Origin of the sequence: Thauera aminoaromatica S2 (genome assembly GCF_000310185.1) — a bacterium.
GTDB lineage: Bacteria > Pseudomonadota > Gammaproteobacteria > Burkholderiales > Rhodocyclaceae > Thauera > Thauera aminoaromatica.
In genome coordinates this window covers 1-13,849 of sequence record NZ_AMXD01000017.1, presented here as the reverse complement: position 1 = coordinate 13,849, position 13,849 = coordinate 1, and the positions used below count along the sequence as shown (strand labels likewise).

General features: G+C 68.9%; 8 protein-coding genes and 1 pseudogene. 5 read left to right on the top strand and 4 right to left on the bottom strand.

The genetic code is table 11. The annotated features are described in order from the left end of the window. Window positions 1-36 precede the first annotated feature (36 nt). The 5 genes from C665_RS04715 to C665_RS04695 all read left to right on the top strand — a co-directional run bounded on the left by C665_RS04715 (window position 37) and on the right by C665_RS04695 (window position 8,705). Entirely contained in the window at window positions 37-2,427 is a 2,391-nt protein-coding gene (locus C665_RS04715; RefSeq protein WP_004301398.1) for a hypothetical protein, read from the top strand. 17 nt (window positions 2,428-2,444) lie between these two features. Further along, window positions 2,445-3,368, top strand: coding sequence for a hypothetical protein (locus C665_RS04710; RefSeq protein WP_012585412.1), 924 nt, complete (start codon window positions 2,445-2,447; stop codon window positions 3,366-3,368). A 71-nt stretch (window positions 3,369-3,439) separates the two neighbouring features. Next, the gene (locus tag C665_RS04705; RefSeq protein WP_051021679.1) at window positions 3,440-5,581 is read left to right on the top strand and encodes a hypothetical protein; all 2,142 of its coding nucleotides are present in this window, start codon (window positions 3,440-3,442) and stop codon (window positions 5,579-5,581) included. A 48-nt stretch (window positions 5,582-5,629) separates the two neighbouring features. Then, window positions 5,630-7,177 (top strand): c-type cytochrome, encoded by a 1,548-nt coding sequence (locus C665_RS04700; protein WP_004301391.1) that lies wholly within the window; start codon window positions 5,630-5,632, stop codon window positions 7,175-7,177. Window positions 7,178-7,193: 16 nt separating this feature from the next. Next, window positions 7,194-8,705 carry a c-type cytochrome gene (locus C665_RS04695; RefSeq protein ID WP_004301389.1) on the top strand — a complete coding sequence of 504 codons (1,512 nt, stop codon included), beginning with the start codon at window positions 7,194-7,196 and terminating at the stop codon, window positions 8,703-8,705. 56 nt (window positions 8,706-8,761) lie between these two features. Here the strand turns inward: C665_RS04695 and galU are convergent, their stop codons facing one another. From galU to C665_RS04675, 4 genes and pseudogenes are all read right to left on the bottom strand, one after another. Continuing rightward, window positions 8,762-9,667, bottom strand: coding sequence for a UTP--glucose-1-phosphate uridylyltransferase GalU (gene galU / locus C665_RS04690; protein WP_004301387.1), 906 nt, complete (start codon window positions 9,665-9,667; stop codon window positions 8,762-8,764). A 79-nt stretch (window positions 9,668-9,746) separates the two neighbouring features. Continuing rightward, on the bottom strand, window positions 9,747-11,828 hold the full coding sequence (gene ligA, locus C665_RS04685; protein WP_004301385.1) for an NAD-dependent DNA ligase LigA: 2,082 nt from the start codon (window positions 11,826-11,828) through the stop codon (window positions 9,747-9,749). After that, the gene (locus C665_RS04680; RefSeq protein WP_004301383.1) at window positions 11,828-12,910 is read right to left on the bottom strand and encodes a cell division protein ZipA; all 1,083 of its coding nucleotides are present in this window, start codon (window positions 12,908-12,910) and stop codon (window positions 11,828-11,830) included. The genes ligA and C665_RS04680 overlap by 1 nt, the downstream gene beginning before the upstream one ends. Window positions 12,911-12,947: 37 nt before the next feature. After that, window positions 12,948-13,849: pseudogene (locus tag C665_RS04675) on the bottom strand (chromosome segregation protein SMC); the annotation flags it as partial.

Here is a 13,849-nt window from a genome sequence, read left to right as displayed (position 1 = left end):
GACCTCCCGTATTACGAGGCTTGCGCGCGGGAAGGCTTGAACGAGTCCGAATGCGCCGGACGGCTGATCTGGTTCAAGGCCACTGCCGGCAACGAGCGCTTCCACACCTACGTGTTCCAGCAGCGGGTGGGCGTGCTGATCGACTGGTTCCGCGTGCTGCGCAGCGACGAGCGCGGCGACCGCTTCCGCGCCTGGGGCATCATCAACGATCCGGCCTGCTGCGTGCCCGGCAGCCCCGACTGCCCGGCGAAGAGCCTGGACGAGACCTACGGTCTCGACTGGTGTCCGGGCGACGAGGAACTCCTCCCCCATGTCGGGCGCAGCGGCTACCGCGATCCGGCCTGCGACTTCCGCGATGCAGCGCTGAAGCCCGGCGATGTGCATGGCCCAGCCGACCAGCGCCACGACGCCTGCGACCTGCGTTTCGGCACCTCGACCGGCGCACTGGGCATCCGCAAGTTTCCGAACCCGCGCTTCGACCGCGCAGCTTGGTTGAAGCTCAACGGCAGCCCGGGCACCTGGGAAGGCTATAACCGGCCGATCGCCGCCGCCGGCGGCCGGGGCGAGGCGGCCCGCTCCCACCTCCAGGACGGTGCCATCGAGCCCCCCTTCCTGATCGGCACCTCCTGCGGTTCCTGCCACATCGCCTTCGATCCGCTCAACCCCCCGGCTGACCCGGCGCGCCCGGCATGGGAGAACATCAAGGGGCTGATCGGCAACCAATACACGCGCGTCTCCGAGATCATGGTCTCGGGCATGGCATCGAACACCCTCGAATGGCAGATGTTCGCCCATGCCAGGCCGGGAACCAGCGACACCTCGGCGATCCCGACCGACCAGGTCAACAATCCCGGCACGATCAACGCACTGATCAATCTCGGCAAGCGTCCGACCTTCGCCAACGAGTCCGTGATCAAGTGGCGCAAGACCGCCTCCTGCGCCAAGGGCGACGACGAGACCCGGTGCTGGTGCGAGCCGGGCCGCAACGGCAAATGCTGGGAGAAGTCCCTGCACAAGGAAGCCGTACACCACATCCTCAAGGGCGGTGAGGACTCGATCGGCGCGCTCGAAGCCATCCAGCGCGTGTACTTCAACATCGGCTCGTGCTCGGAGCAGTGCTGGGTCAATCACCTTGCAGACCTGCGCCAGCTCGATCCGCAACAACGCGGCTTTGGCCAGACGCCCTTCGACATCGGCCAGTGTAGGCGGGACTGCCCGAACTTCCGCGCCGTCGAGGACCGCTTGGGAAACATTCTCGACTTCTTCATGTCGGCCGAAGGCCATGCCACCGACCTGCGCGAGGCACGCGAGAACACGCTGCGGGTTGCCAACCCCGGCGCGCGTTACACCGATCAGGACCTGATCGCCGATCTCGAACGCACGTTCGGAGCGGGTGCGGTCGCGCGTGGCCGTGAAGTGTTCGCCAATGGCTGCGCACGCTGCCACTCGAGTCAGCCCGCGGCCGCGACTGGCCAGCTTGCCGGCCTCGATTTCCACAAGCTCGACCTCAAGACGGGGCTGCGCGAGGACTGGCTGGGCAACGATGGCCCCACCGCAGTGTCCGAGGTCGGCACCTTCCGCTGCCGCGCCCTGCACTCGAACCACATGGCCGGCCACGTCTGGCAGGAATACGGCTCCGAAACCCTGCGCGCACAGCCGCCCGACCCTAACGTCAAGGAACCCGGCGACGGTGGCCGCGGCCACTACCGCAACATCTCGCTGCTCAACCTGTGGGCGCACGCCCCCTTCCTGCACAACAACGCGCTCGGCCCCGAGCTTTGCGGCAAACCGCACAACGCCGCCAACGACTTCTATGCCCAGCGTCCGCGCTACGTCGATGCGAGCAATGTCAAGCTGTTGCCCGCCGAGCGCCAGCCCGCCTGCTTCGAGTACGACCCGAGCGTCGAAGGCCGATTCAAGCTGTACACCCTGTCGATGCAGGCGCTGCTCAATCCCGCCCAGCGCATCCCCAAGGTGACGCTGCTGAACGAGGACGTGACCCTGCGCCTCGGCCCGCGGCTATGGGACGGCACCGACAAGGAACGCCTGCTCGGTTTTGAACTGACGATCCCGAGCGAGATCGACGGCCGCGGCGTGACCGCCAGCACGCTGGGCAACTTCCAGCACAAGGCCTTCATCGTCGATCTCGTGCGCGCGAAGACCGCGCCCGACGAGCTCGAGCGCAGCCTCGCCAAGCGCCTGGGCAAGGAGAGCGCGAGGAAGGTGCTTGCCGACCTCCAGGCCGTCGCGCGGGAAGTGACCGGCAAGCCGAACGGCCTGGTCGAGGCGCTGCGCGCGCGCCCCTACCTGATCAAGCAGGTGTACAGCAGTTGCACCGCCGAGGTCGAGAACGCGGGCCACCGCTTTGGCGAGGACTTGTCCGAGGCCGACAAGAACGCCCTGATCGCCTTCCTCGCAACGCTTTGAGCATGGGGGACTTCATCATGACAAGGATCTCGCACTGGCCGTTTGGGGCGCTCGCCGTCTGCATGCTGGCCGCCATGGCGGTCACGGGATGCGGCCTGTTCGACGACGACGGGGAGCGGGCGCCGGAGATCGCCTTCGCCCCGCATGCCGAAGGCTATGCCGGCAAGCCCGATTTCGCCTGGCTGGAACATCGCCATCCGCTGTCGACGGCCGACCTGTACAAGATCACGCCGCAGAACATCGCGCAGCTCGACCAGGAGCAGGTCGACCAGATCTATGCGCGCCTGAGCGCCGGGCCGATCCCCGACGGCGCGTTCGACGGCGACCTGTTCTTCCCGCGCGGTGGCAGCGGCAAGCTGCGCCTGTCCGAGATCGCCGGCGGCGGCCTGAAGGGCTTGCTGGTCAATGTGGCGGGCGGCAAGCTCGACCTCGTTGGCGAGATGTTGTGGAAGGGCAAGGTGTTCTACCGCGACGAGCGCCTGCTGCGTAACCGCATCGAGGATCTCACCACCTTGCGCAAGCTCGGCCTCGTCGAGGAAAGCGCGGACACCCCGCTGCAGAAGCTCAATGTCGGCGGCAAGGACCAGTGGCTGCTGTTCCCGGCGAAGCTCTACTGCGGCCAGAGCCTGCTCGACGGCCGGCGCGAATCCATCATCATCGACTACGCCTTCACCGATGAACTGCCGGGCTACCGGCGCATGCCCGACCTGCTCGCGGGCCGCAACGGCTTCGCGATCCGCGACGAGATCCGCATGGTCTACCCGGGCTTCTACCTTGGTCGGGCCTACATGGACCGCGCCTTCGTGGTGAACTTCGTCCTCCACAACGCGCAGATGATCGCGGCGAGTCGCGAAGCGTTCCTGAAGACCGGCCAGGTCGATCAGGATTGCTGGAGCGGCACCCAGCAGCGCTTGATCGCCGCCGCGGCAGGGGGTGGCTGAGAACGGTCCGCGCGTGGTTTTGCGGGCGGCGGCTGCGTCCGCGGCCCGCAAGATCGCGCAGGGGAACGAGCATGAGACTGTCTCGTCCTGTCTCCCGCCATGTGCTCCCGGTGCTGCTGGGCGCGCTGTTCGGCAGCGTGTTCATGGCTCCGGCCAATGCCGCCGAGGTCGACCGCGCACCGTCGCCGCACGGGCGGTCGCTGTTCGATCGCCTGCTCGAGCGCGGGGCGAACGGCGCGCAGCAGGTGCCCTTCCCGTTCCCCGCACTGCTCCAACGCGTGCGTGCGCAGCTCGATGGCGAGGACCCGAACGGCGGACTGGCGATCGTGCTGATCCCGCTCGGGCGCTCGCTGCAGCGCCACGCCGCAGGAGACGTCGATGCCTTCCGTTTTCCGCGTGTGGTGGCCGCGGTCACCGGTGAGCCGGCAAGCGACGCACCCGCGGGACACCTCTACCTGAAGGACCGCTTGTACGTCGCGCACCACGAACGTGCCGAGGCGCTCGAGGTGATCAGCTACAACGAGGATGCGGGTCGCTTCGAGTTCCAGCTCGTGCTCGACTACCGCGCCGGGGCAAGGCCGCGGGTGGTCGCCGCGAACCGTACGCTCTGCCTCGCTTGCCACCAGAACGAGGCGCCGATCTTCTCGCGCCCGTCGTGGGACGAGACCAGCGCCAGCCCGCCGGTCGCCGCACGCCTGGCTGCGACCGGCCTCGACTATCAGGGTCTGCCCTGGCGTCACGGCGTCGATGTGCCTGAAGCGATCGACGCCGCGACCGCACGCGCGAATCGCCTCGGCGTGGCCCAGCGCCTGTGGCGGGACGGCTGCGCCCTCGCCACCCCGCAGGCCGGCATCGACTGCCGTGCCCAGGCGCTGCTGCACGCGCTGCGCCAGCGGCTGATCGGCACCGGGGCGCCGGTCGCGCGCGCGGATGCCACGAACCGCCTGGTGGATCCGCTGCTCGCCAACTGGCAGGCGCGTTGGCCGGACGGCCTCGTCATTCCCGATCCGCAAATCCCCAACCGCCAGCCCTTCGCCGGCATCGAGGGCGGGATTGCGCCCCCGAGCGATGCCGAGCTCGTGCGCTATGCGGACATTCCGGCGGTCTTCGATCCGCTCGCGCTGCGGGCGCCGATCGAGCACTGGCGCGGACGCGACCCGGGCGACGTGATGCGCTTCATCCACCTGCTCGGGACTCTGTTCTCGCGCGCCGACCTTGCGCGCATCGAGCGCGCCCTCGCGCGCATGCCACAGCCTGCAGCGCGGGAGATCGACCTGAGCTGCACCCTGCGCCGGGCCACCGACGCAACGCGGCTCGACCTCGACTGCGCGCGCGGATCCGAGGTCCGGCTGCAGGCGCGCATCAGGCTCGACGGCGGGCGCAGCGCCGACGGCATCCTCGACCGTCTCGAGTTGTCCGGGTCGAGCGCGCACACCGGTGTGACGCTGGCCATCGCGAAGGACCACGACCCGGCATCCGGCTGGCCGATCCGCTTCGCGCTCACTGCCAGGGCGGGTGGTCCGATCCGCGCCAGCAGTGGGGAAGCCATCACCACCTTGCGGCTTGGTGGCGACGACGGCAGCGCCCACCTGCCGGGGTCGCCGAGCGCGGCCGAGGCGATCGTGGCAGCCCTCGAACTCGTCGATGACCTCGAGCCGCTCGGGCACGCCGTCGAGGCCCTCGCGCAGGCAAATGTCGCCGGTCAGGACGATGCGCTGACGGGCGGCCCGGCACGCCGGATGGCCCTGCTCGCGCCGCTGCTACGCGGGCTCGGCGAGGACGTTCCTGCCCCGCCCGCCGCCGCAGCGCCTCCACCCGCGTTGATGGCCGATGTCACCCGGTCCCGCACGACGCACTGGCCCGCCGACCTGCAGCCCTTCCTGCGCCAGTGCAGCCAGTGTCATGCCGAGAACACCGCCTTCCCGCCCGGCTTCCTGCACGGCGACGAAGCACAGGTACGCGCCAATCTCGCGACCTGTGCGCAACGCATGCTCCATCGGCTGGACATGAACCGGCTGCCGCCCGCAGCCCGCTCGAAAACCCCGATGCCGCCGCCCGCTGCCGCGCATGCCGGCGCCTTCCTGCAGTCGCCCGACCTGGCGGCGATGCGCGATCTGCTCGAGCACGTGCTGCAGGCAAGTGGCGTACGCAGCGCCGACGTGCTTGCCCATCCGTACGCCACCCTCGCGCCCTGCCGAGTCCCGACAGGGTGATCGGCGCTCCGACATCGCACCGCACCGTCCTGCAGATCCGAGGTCACCGTGAACACGCCCGAGTCCGTCCCCACAACGCATCGCCTGCGCCTCGCGCGCACGCTGCTCCGCATCCTCGTGCTGCTGCCCTGGCTGCTGCTCCTGCTCGCGGGCGGCTATGCCCTCGTGCGGTTCGTGCCGGACGAGCCGGTCGTCCATGCAGACCCGGTGGAGCACTTCAAGTACGGCTCGACCGGCGGCGAGCGCGCATCGGGCTTCCCGTACTGGATCTGGCAGGCCTTGCCGACCGTGTGCGCAGAACATCTGCCCGGTCCCGGCTACGCGTCGCTCGGCCTGATTTTCGAGGAAGGCCGCGACCTGCCGGTGGGCGTGTCGAAGCGGCGCCACCTCGGCATCGATCGCGTCTTCCTCAACTGCGCCGCTTGCCACGCCGGCCTCGTTCGCGACACGCCCGCTGCGCCCGCACGCCTGGTCGTCGGCATGCCCGCCCATCGCTTCGACATTCTCGCCTTCCAGCGCTTCTTCTTCGAATGCGCCGCTGGCCCGACCTTCTCGCGTGAGTTCATCGTGCCGGAGATCGAGCGCCTGAGCGGCGGACTCGGGCTCGTCGATCGCTACCTCGTCTATCCGGTGGCGATCGCGTTGATGCGCGAGCGCCTGCTGATGCTGCGCGCGCGCTTTGGCTTCGTGTCCGCGCAAGCGCCCTGGGGGCCGGGTCGGGTCGACACCTTCAACGCCGCAAAGGTCCTGTTCAATTTTCCGGTGCAACGACTTCCTGCCCGCGAGCGCCTCGGCGCCGCCGATTTTCCGTCGATCTGGAACCAGCGCAAGCGCATGCAACGTGACGATGGCGAGCGCATGGAACTGCACTGGGACGGGAACAACACCCACACCGAGGAGCGCAACAAGAGTGCAGCCTTCGGTACCGGCACCACGCCCCCCACCATCGACCTGGCGGCAATCTCCCGGGTCGAGGCCTGGCTGCTCGACCTCGGCCCGCCGGCGTGGCCGCTGCCGGTGGATAAGACACTCGCCGCGCGCGGCGCGGCGCTGTATGCGCGCTATTGCGCCGATTGCCACGGCGCGAGCGGCAGCGACTTCGCAGGGCCGAAGGTCGGCCATGTCACCCCGATCGCGGACATCGCCACCGACCCCGCCCGGCTCGATTCCTACACCCGGGATCTGGCGGTCAATCAGGCGACCCTCTATGCGGGCTATCCGCATCGTTTCCGCCATTTCCGCAAGACCTGGGGCTACGCCAACATGCCGCTCGACGGCATCTGGCTGCGCGCGCCCTACCTGCACAACGGCTCCGTGCCCACCCTGCGCGATCTGCTCGAGCCCGCCTTCGCTCGGCCGACGTGCTTTGTGCGCGGCGGCACGCTGATCGATGCGTTGCGGGTCGGCTTCGCCAGCGCTGCCGATCCTGCGCAATGCGCCGCGCCGACGGGCAGGGCCCAGACCGCAACCGATCACTTCCTGTTCGACACCACGCTGCCGGGCAACGGCAACAGCGGTCACGAAGGCCCGGCCTATGGCACCGATCTGCCCGCCGCGGACAAGGATGCGCTGGTCGAGTACCTGAAGACCTTCTGATGCGAGGAGTGCCGCCATGAAATTCGCCCCCTGCACGAATCCGGGGCCGCGCCCCACCCGGCTCGTCTGCCGGCGCCGCAACACCGGCCGCAGCCTGCTCGTTGCGCTGCTCCTGCTGCTCGCGCTCGGCGCCGCCGGCGGCGCCTTCGCCTGGTACAAGTTCTTTCGCGAGGAAGCGCAGCCGGAATGGATCACCCGCGATCCCGACATGCGCTTCAAGTACGGCTCGATCGGTGCCGAACGCGATGCCGGCATCCCCTACTGGATCTTCTACGTGCTGCCGCGGATGTTTCCCGACAAGCTGCCGGGCCCGGGCGGCTACGCCGCCTTCGGCGTGGTGTGGGAAGAAGGCCAGGAGCTGCCGGTCGGCTTCTCGAAGAAGGTGGTGGGCTTTCCGCGCGTGGCCAACAACTGCGCGTCCTGCCACACCACGAGCTACCGCACCCAGGCCGATGCGGCGCCGACTTTCGTGCCGACCGGCCCCAATCACACGCTGAACCTGTGGGCCTTCTTCCGCTTTCTGGTCGACTGCGCGAAAGACCCACGCTTCAACGCCGACAACCTGATGGCCGAGATCAATCTGGTCACCGACCTGTCCTTCATCGACCGCCTGCTCTATCGCTTCGTGATCATCCCGATCACGCGCAAGCGCCTGCTCGAGCGCGAACAGCAGTTCGCCTGGCTGTACCGCGACGATTTCCCGCCCTGGGGCCGCGGCCGCGACGATGCGATGAACCTGACCAAGTACTTCATGATCCGCTGGCCGATGGACGACAGTTTCGGCCCGACCGACATGCCTTCGCTGTGGAACCTCGGCAAGTACCGCGCCGATCAGGGTATGCGCATGAACTTCGCCGGCGACAGCCACGACGCGTATTCGGTGGTGATCGACTCCGCGCTCGGCCTGCTCGGCGCGCCACCCAAGGACAACGCCGAGTTTCTCGGCGAGGTGCGCTGGCTCATCGAATACGTTTCGGCGAAACGTGCGCCGCCGTATCCGTTCGCAGTCGATACCGCCGCTGTAGCGCGCGGCAAGCAGGTGTTCGACACGACCTGCGCCGGCTGCCACGCATCGGCGCGCACCGGAACGGTGATCCCGCTTGCCGAGGTCGGCACCAGCGCGGAGCGCATCGCGACATGGAACGAACGCGCGGCGCGCGAAGCGAATCAGGTGGTGGCCGGGATGGGCATCGAGCGTCCGGGCCTGGTCGAAGCCCCGCTGACCGGCTACGTCGCCGCCTTCCTCGACGGCATCTGGCTGCGCGCGCCATACCTGCATAACGGCTCGGTGCCCTCGCTGCGCGACCTGCTCGAACCGCCCGCGCAGCGCCCGACCCGCTTCTGGCGCGGTTACGACGTCTATGATCCGGACCGGGTCGGCTTCGTCACCCACGGCCCCGAGGCCGAACGCATCGGCACCGTGCACGACGTCGGGGCCCGTGGTGGCAGCAACCGTGGTCACGCGTTCGGAACCACTCTCCCCGCCGCGGACAAGGCGGACCTGCTCGAATACCTCAAGACGATGTGAAACGGGCGACCCGCGGGCCGCCCGTTTCCGACCCGCCTCGACGCGCGAGACGGGACTTACTTGGCTGCCTTCGCCGCCTTGCCTTCGGCGCCGAAGCGCCCGCTCAGGTAGGCCGCGAAGTCGCCACCAGTTTCCGGATGGCGCAACCCGAACTCGATCGTCGCCTTCAGGTAGCCGAGCTTCGAACCGCAGTCGTAGCGCACGCCGTCGAACTGGAAGGCCAGCACGGCCTCCTCCTTGAGCAGCGATGCGATCGCGTCGGTGAGCTGGTACTCGCCACCGGCGCCGGGCTTCAACGCACGGATGTGATCGAAGATGCGCGGGGTCAGGATGTAGCGACCGACCACGGCCTGGGTCGTCGGTGCTTCCTCGGGCTTGGGCTTCTCGACGATGCCGGTCATGCGCTGCACCTGGCCCTTGTCGGATTCGGTGCTGACGATGCCGTAGCTGCGGGTTTCCTCGCGCGGCACATTCATCGTGCCGAGCACCGAGCAGCGGTGATAGTTGTACACATCCACCATCTGCTTCAACACCGGCGTGCCATCCTTGTTGTCGAGCAGGTCGTCGGCGAGGATCACCGCGAAGGCCTCGTCGCTCACCACGTGGCTGGCGCAACGCACGGCATGGCCGAGGCCGAGCGCCTCGGACTGGCGGATGTAGATACAGTTGACGCCCTTCGGCACCGTCTGGCGCACGATCTCGAGCAGCTGCTTCTTGCCGCGCGCCTCGAGCTCGGTCTCGAGCTCGTAGGCCTTGTCGAAGTGGTCCTCGATCGAGCGCTTGGTACGACCGGTGATGAAGATCATGTCGGTGATGCCGGCGGCGACCGCCTCTTCAACGGCGTACTGGATCAAGGGCTTGTCGACGATCGGCAGCATCTCCTTCGGGCTCGCCTTGGTGGCGGGCAGGAAGCGCGTGCCCATGCCGGCCACAGGAAAAATCGCCTTGGTGACTTTCTTCATTTTTCTTGCTCTCCCATGAATAGAGGGGGTTGCGACGCAGCAGCGGGCGCGATCATGCGCCAAGCAGACCTGGCCTGCATCAAGCGTTTGTATCCGTTTCGTTCAGCAGCACGCGCAGCCCGTCCTCGTCGAGGATGGCGAGCCCGAGCGCCTGCGCCTTGTCGAGCTTGGAGCCCGCCTCGGCGCCGGCGACCACGTAGTGCGTCTTCTTCGACACCGAGCCGGCGACCTTGCCGCCGCGGGCCTCGATCCGCGCCTTGGCCTCGTCGCGGCTCAGGGTCGGCAGCGTGCCGGTGAGCACGAAGGTCTTGCCCGCGAGTGCGCCGGCCACCGAGCCCTGCGGCTCGCCCTCGGCCCAATGCACGCCGGCGGCACGCAACTGCTCGATCACCTCGCGATTGTGCGGCTCGGCGAAGAACTCGGCGATGCATTTCGCCACGATGGGCCCCACGTCGGGCACCTGCTGCAGGGCATCGACGTCGGCCGCGATCAGCGCGTCGAGCTTGCCGAAGTGGCGTGCGAGGTCGCGCGCGGTGGCCTCGCCGACGTTGCGGATGCCGAGCGCGAAGATGAAGCGCGCCAGCGTGGTGCCACGGCTCTTCTCGATCGCCATCAGCAGATTCTGCGCCGACTTCTCGCCCATGCGCTCGAGGTTGGCGAGCGCGAGCACGCCGAGGCGGTAGAGATCGACCGGCGTCTTCACGATCGCCGCGTCCACAAGCTGATCGACCAGCTTGTCGCCCAGTCCTTCGATGTCCATCGCACGTCGGCCGGCGAAGTGAAGCAGCGCCTGCTTGCGCTGGGCCGGGCAGAACAGCCCGCCGGTGCAGCGCGCGACCGCTTCGTCTTCGCCGCGCACCACATGCGAACCGCACACCGGACAGGTGGGGAACCGGTCGAGCAGCACGAAGCGCGGCAGTTCGCCGCCGCGGCGCTCCAGGATCGGCGCCACCACCTCGGGGATCACGTCGCCTGCACGGCGCACGATCACCCAGTCGCCGATGCGCACGTCCTTGCGGTCGATCTCGTCCTGGTTGTGCAGCGTGGCGTTGGTGACCGTGACGCCGCCGACGAAGACCGGCTCGAGGCGCGCCACCGGGGTCAGCGCGCCGGTGCGGCCGACCTGCACCTCGATGTCGCGCAGCAGCGTCACCGCCTCCTGAGCAGGGTACTTGTGCGCCACCGCCCAGCGCGGCTCGCGGGTGACGAAGCCGAGCTGCTTCTGCAGCGCGAGCGTGTCGACCTTGTAGACGACGCCGTCGATGTCGAAGGGCAGCGTGTCGCGCAGTGCGCCGATACGTGCGTGGAAGGCCGCCAGCCCCTCTGCGCCGCGCACCTGCGCGCGGTGGCCGCACACCGGCAGGCCGAAGGCGGCGAGCGCGTCCAGCACCTCGGTATGGGTCGCGGGCAGCGTCCAACCGGCGACCTCGCCCAGCCCGTAGGCGTAGAAGGACAAGGGCCGGCGCGCGGCGATGCCGGGGTCGAGCTGGCGGATGCTGCCGGCGGCGGCGTTGCGCGGATTGACGAAGATCTTCTCGCCGGCCTCCGCCTGGCGCGCGTTGAGGCGCTCGAAGTCGTCGCGGCGCAGGTAGATCTCGCCGCGCACCTCCAGCACCGGCGGCGCCTCGCCGAGCAGGCGCAGCGGGATCGCCTTCACCGTGCGCACGTTGCTCGTGACGTCCTCCCCGGTCTCGCCGTCGCCGCGGGTAGCAGCCTGCACGAGCACGCCGTCCTCGTAGCGCAGGCTGATCGCGAGGCCGTCGAACTTGAGCTCGGCGGCGTAGGCCACCGCCGCATCGTCCTCGTCGAGGCCGAGCGCGCGGCGCACGCGCGCATCGAACGCGAACGCCCCGCTCGCCTCGGTGTCGGTCTCGGTGGAGATCGACAGCATGGGCACGCGGTGGCGCACCGTGGCGAACTGCGCGAGCGCCTTGCCGCCCACCCGCTGCGTCGGCGAGTCGGCACTGCGCAGCGCCGGGTACGCCCGCTCGATGGCCTGCAGCTCGCGGAACAGGCGATCGTACTCGGCGTCGGGAATCGTCGGCGCGTCGAGCACGTAATAGGCATGGTCGTGACGCGCGATCTCGGCGCGCAGGGCCGCTGCGCGTGCGGCGGCGTCGGCCGCGGTCTCGCCGCGGCCGTCTTCGGCGAACAGGTCCATCACAAGGAGAACAGGCGCAGGGCGAGCGGGCTGCCGGCGGGGATGTCGTGGTCGGCCATGCGGCTCTGGAACTGGCCGATCTGGTTGCGGATGATCGTCGCCGCCTCGGCGCCGAAGGGCGCACGGTTGTCGTCGACCACGTCGCCACCGAGTTCGCCGGCGAGCGTGGTCGCCATCTTCATCATGCGGTCGAAGGCGGCACCGCCGTTGCTCACTCGCGGCACGTCGATCACCAGCGTCAGCCCGCGCGTCACCAGGCCCTTGAGGCTCTCGGGCGAGAAGCGACCGGACTCGAGGTTGGCCACCGTGAACACGCTGTGCTCGCCATCGACCATGTGGTAAGCGCCGTCGGCCCCGAGGCGCAGGCCGTGCTTCTCGGCCACGGCGTGGATCGCGCGGCCTTCGAACTGGCCTTCGCGGGAGACGACGTTGATGCCGATCTGCACGTCGACATCGGCGCAGAAGCGGTCGAGCTCTGTGGCGTTGCGCAGGGTCTCGCCGCGCGGCGGCAGCGCCGGGGGCAGGCTCATCAGCGCATCGGCCACGCGTTGCACGCCGCCCGAGAAGCGCATGAAGTCGGTCTCGCCGATCGAGCCCTGGCGGTTGACCAGCTGCAGCGCGGCGCAGAACCAGTGGCAGGCGCCGCTGCTGTCGGGACCGAGCGGCTGCCAGACGTTCTCCGCATCGTTGAAGCCGAACCAGTACACCGGCTTGCCCAGCCCGGCGAGTTGCTCGGCCTGGATCGCCCACACACGGCCGACCTCGAGCGCCTCGATGGTCTCGAGGCGGATCACGCAGTCGGCGCGCGCATCGAGCAGGCGTGGCAACTCGGGCGTGCTGCGCTTCATCGGCGCCTCGCTGAAGCGGCGCGGCTCGTCTTCGGCGGCACCGATGCCGGGTTCGCGACGCTCGCCCTCGGCGGGCTCCTCGCGCGGTTCGAGCAGCACGTCACGGTGCTCGGACTTGAAGGCCCGCTCGGCCTCGCGTCGGTGGCGGCGCTCCTGCCATTTGTTGTAGCCCACCACCAGCACCACCGCGGCGATGCCGGCGCCGATCAGCGCGATCTGAAGTTCGCTGTCCATTTGGATCCCAGAATTGCTCCGTGTAGCTTGTCCTGCGTCACGCTGCGGCCGGGTCGGCCAGGCGCAGCGCCTCTTCGATATCGACTTCCACCACCCGCGAGACGCCCTGCTCCTGCATCGTCACCCCCACCAGCTGCTGCGCGAATTCCATCGTGATCTTGCTGTGGCTGATGAAGATGAACTGCGTCTGTGCGGACATGCGCTTGACCATGTTCGCATAGCGCTCGGTGTTCGTGTCGTCCAGCGGCGCATCCACCTCGTCGAGCATGCAGAACGGGGCCGGATTGAGCTGGAACATCGAGAACACCAGCGCGATCGCGGTGAGTGCCTTTTCCCCGCCCGAGAGCAGATGGATCGACGCGTTTTTCTTGCCCGGCGGCTGGGCGACGATCTGGATGCCGGCGTCGAGGATCTCCTCGCCGGTCAGCACCAGTTCCGCCCGTCCGCCGCCGAACAACTGCGGGAACAGGGCGCCGAACTGCCGATTGACCGTATTGTAAGTGTCCTGAAGCTGCTCGCGCGTCTCGCGATCGATGCGCCGGATGGCATCTTCCAGGGTGTCGATGGCCTGCAGCAGGTCCTCGGTCTGCGCGTCGAGGTAGCCCTTGCGCTCGGAGGCGGTCGTGAGCTCGTCGAGCGCGGCCATGTTGACCGCGCCAAGCTCGGCGATTTCGCGCGCCAGGCGGGCGACTTCGCGCTGCAGGGTGGATTCCTTGGGCTCGGCGGCGAGCAGCGGCGCGAGCGCCGCCTCGTCGGCGCGGGCCTCGACGAGGCGCTCCTCGAACTGGGCAACCGCGAGTTCGGCGGCCTGCAGCGCGAGGCGCAGCTCGGCCACGCGGGCGCGGACCGGCGCGGCCTCGTGCTCGGTGCGCAGGCGCAGCTCCTCGACCTGCTTGAGCGCCGCAGCGGCCTCGGCGAGCGCATCGCGGCGGGCGGCGA

What these genes read in the sequence shown, in the direction of transcription:
- C665_RS04695 (WP_004301389.1), top strand. Translation starts at nt 7,194, where the DNA reads ATGAAATTCGCCCCCTGCACGAATCCGGGGCCGCGCCCCACCCGGCTC.
- ligA (WP_004301385.1), bottom strand. Translation starts at nt 11,828, where the DNA reads ATGGACCTGTTCGCCGAAGACGGCCGCGGCGAGACCGCGGCCGACGCC.
- C665_RS04710 (WP_012585412.1), top strand. Translation starts at nt 2,445, where the DNA reads ATGACAAGGATCTCGCACTGGCCGTTTGGGGCGCTCGCCGTCTGCATG.
- C665_RS04680 (WP_004301383.1), bottom strand. Translation starts at nt 12,910, where the DNA reads ATGGACAGCGAACTTCAGATCGCGCTGATCGGCGCCGGCATCGCCGCG.
- C665_RS04705 (WP_051021679.1), top strand. Translation starts at nt 3,440, where the DNA reads ATGAGACTGTCTCGTCCTGTCTCCCGCCATGTGCTCCCGGTGCTGCTG.
- galU (WP_004301387.1), bottom strand. Translation starts at nt 9,667, where the DNA reads ATGAAGAAAGTCACCAAGGCGATTTTTCCTGTGGCCGGCATGGGCACG.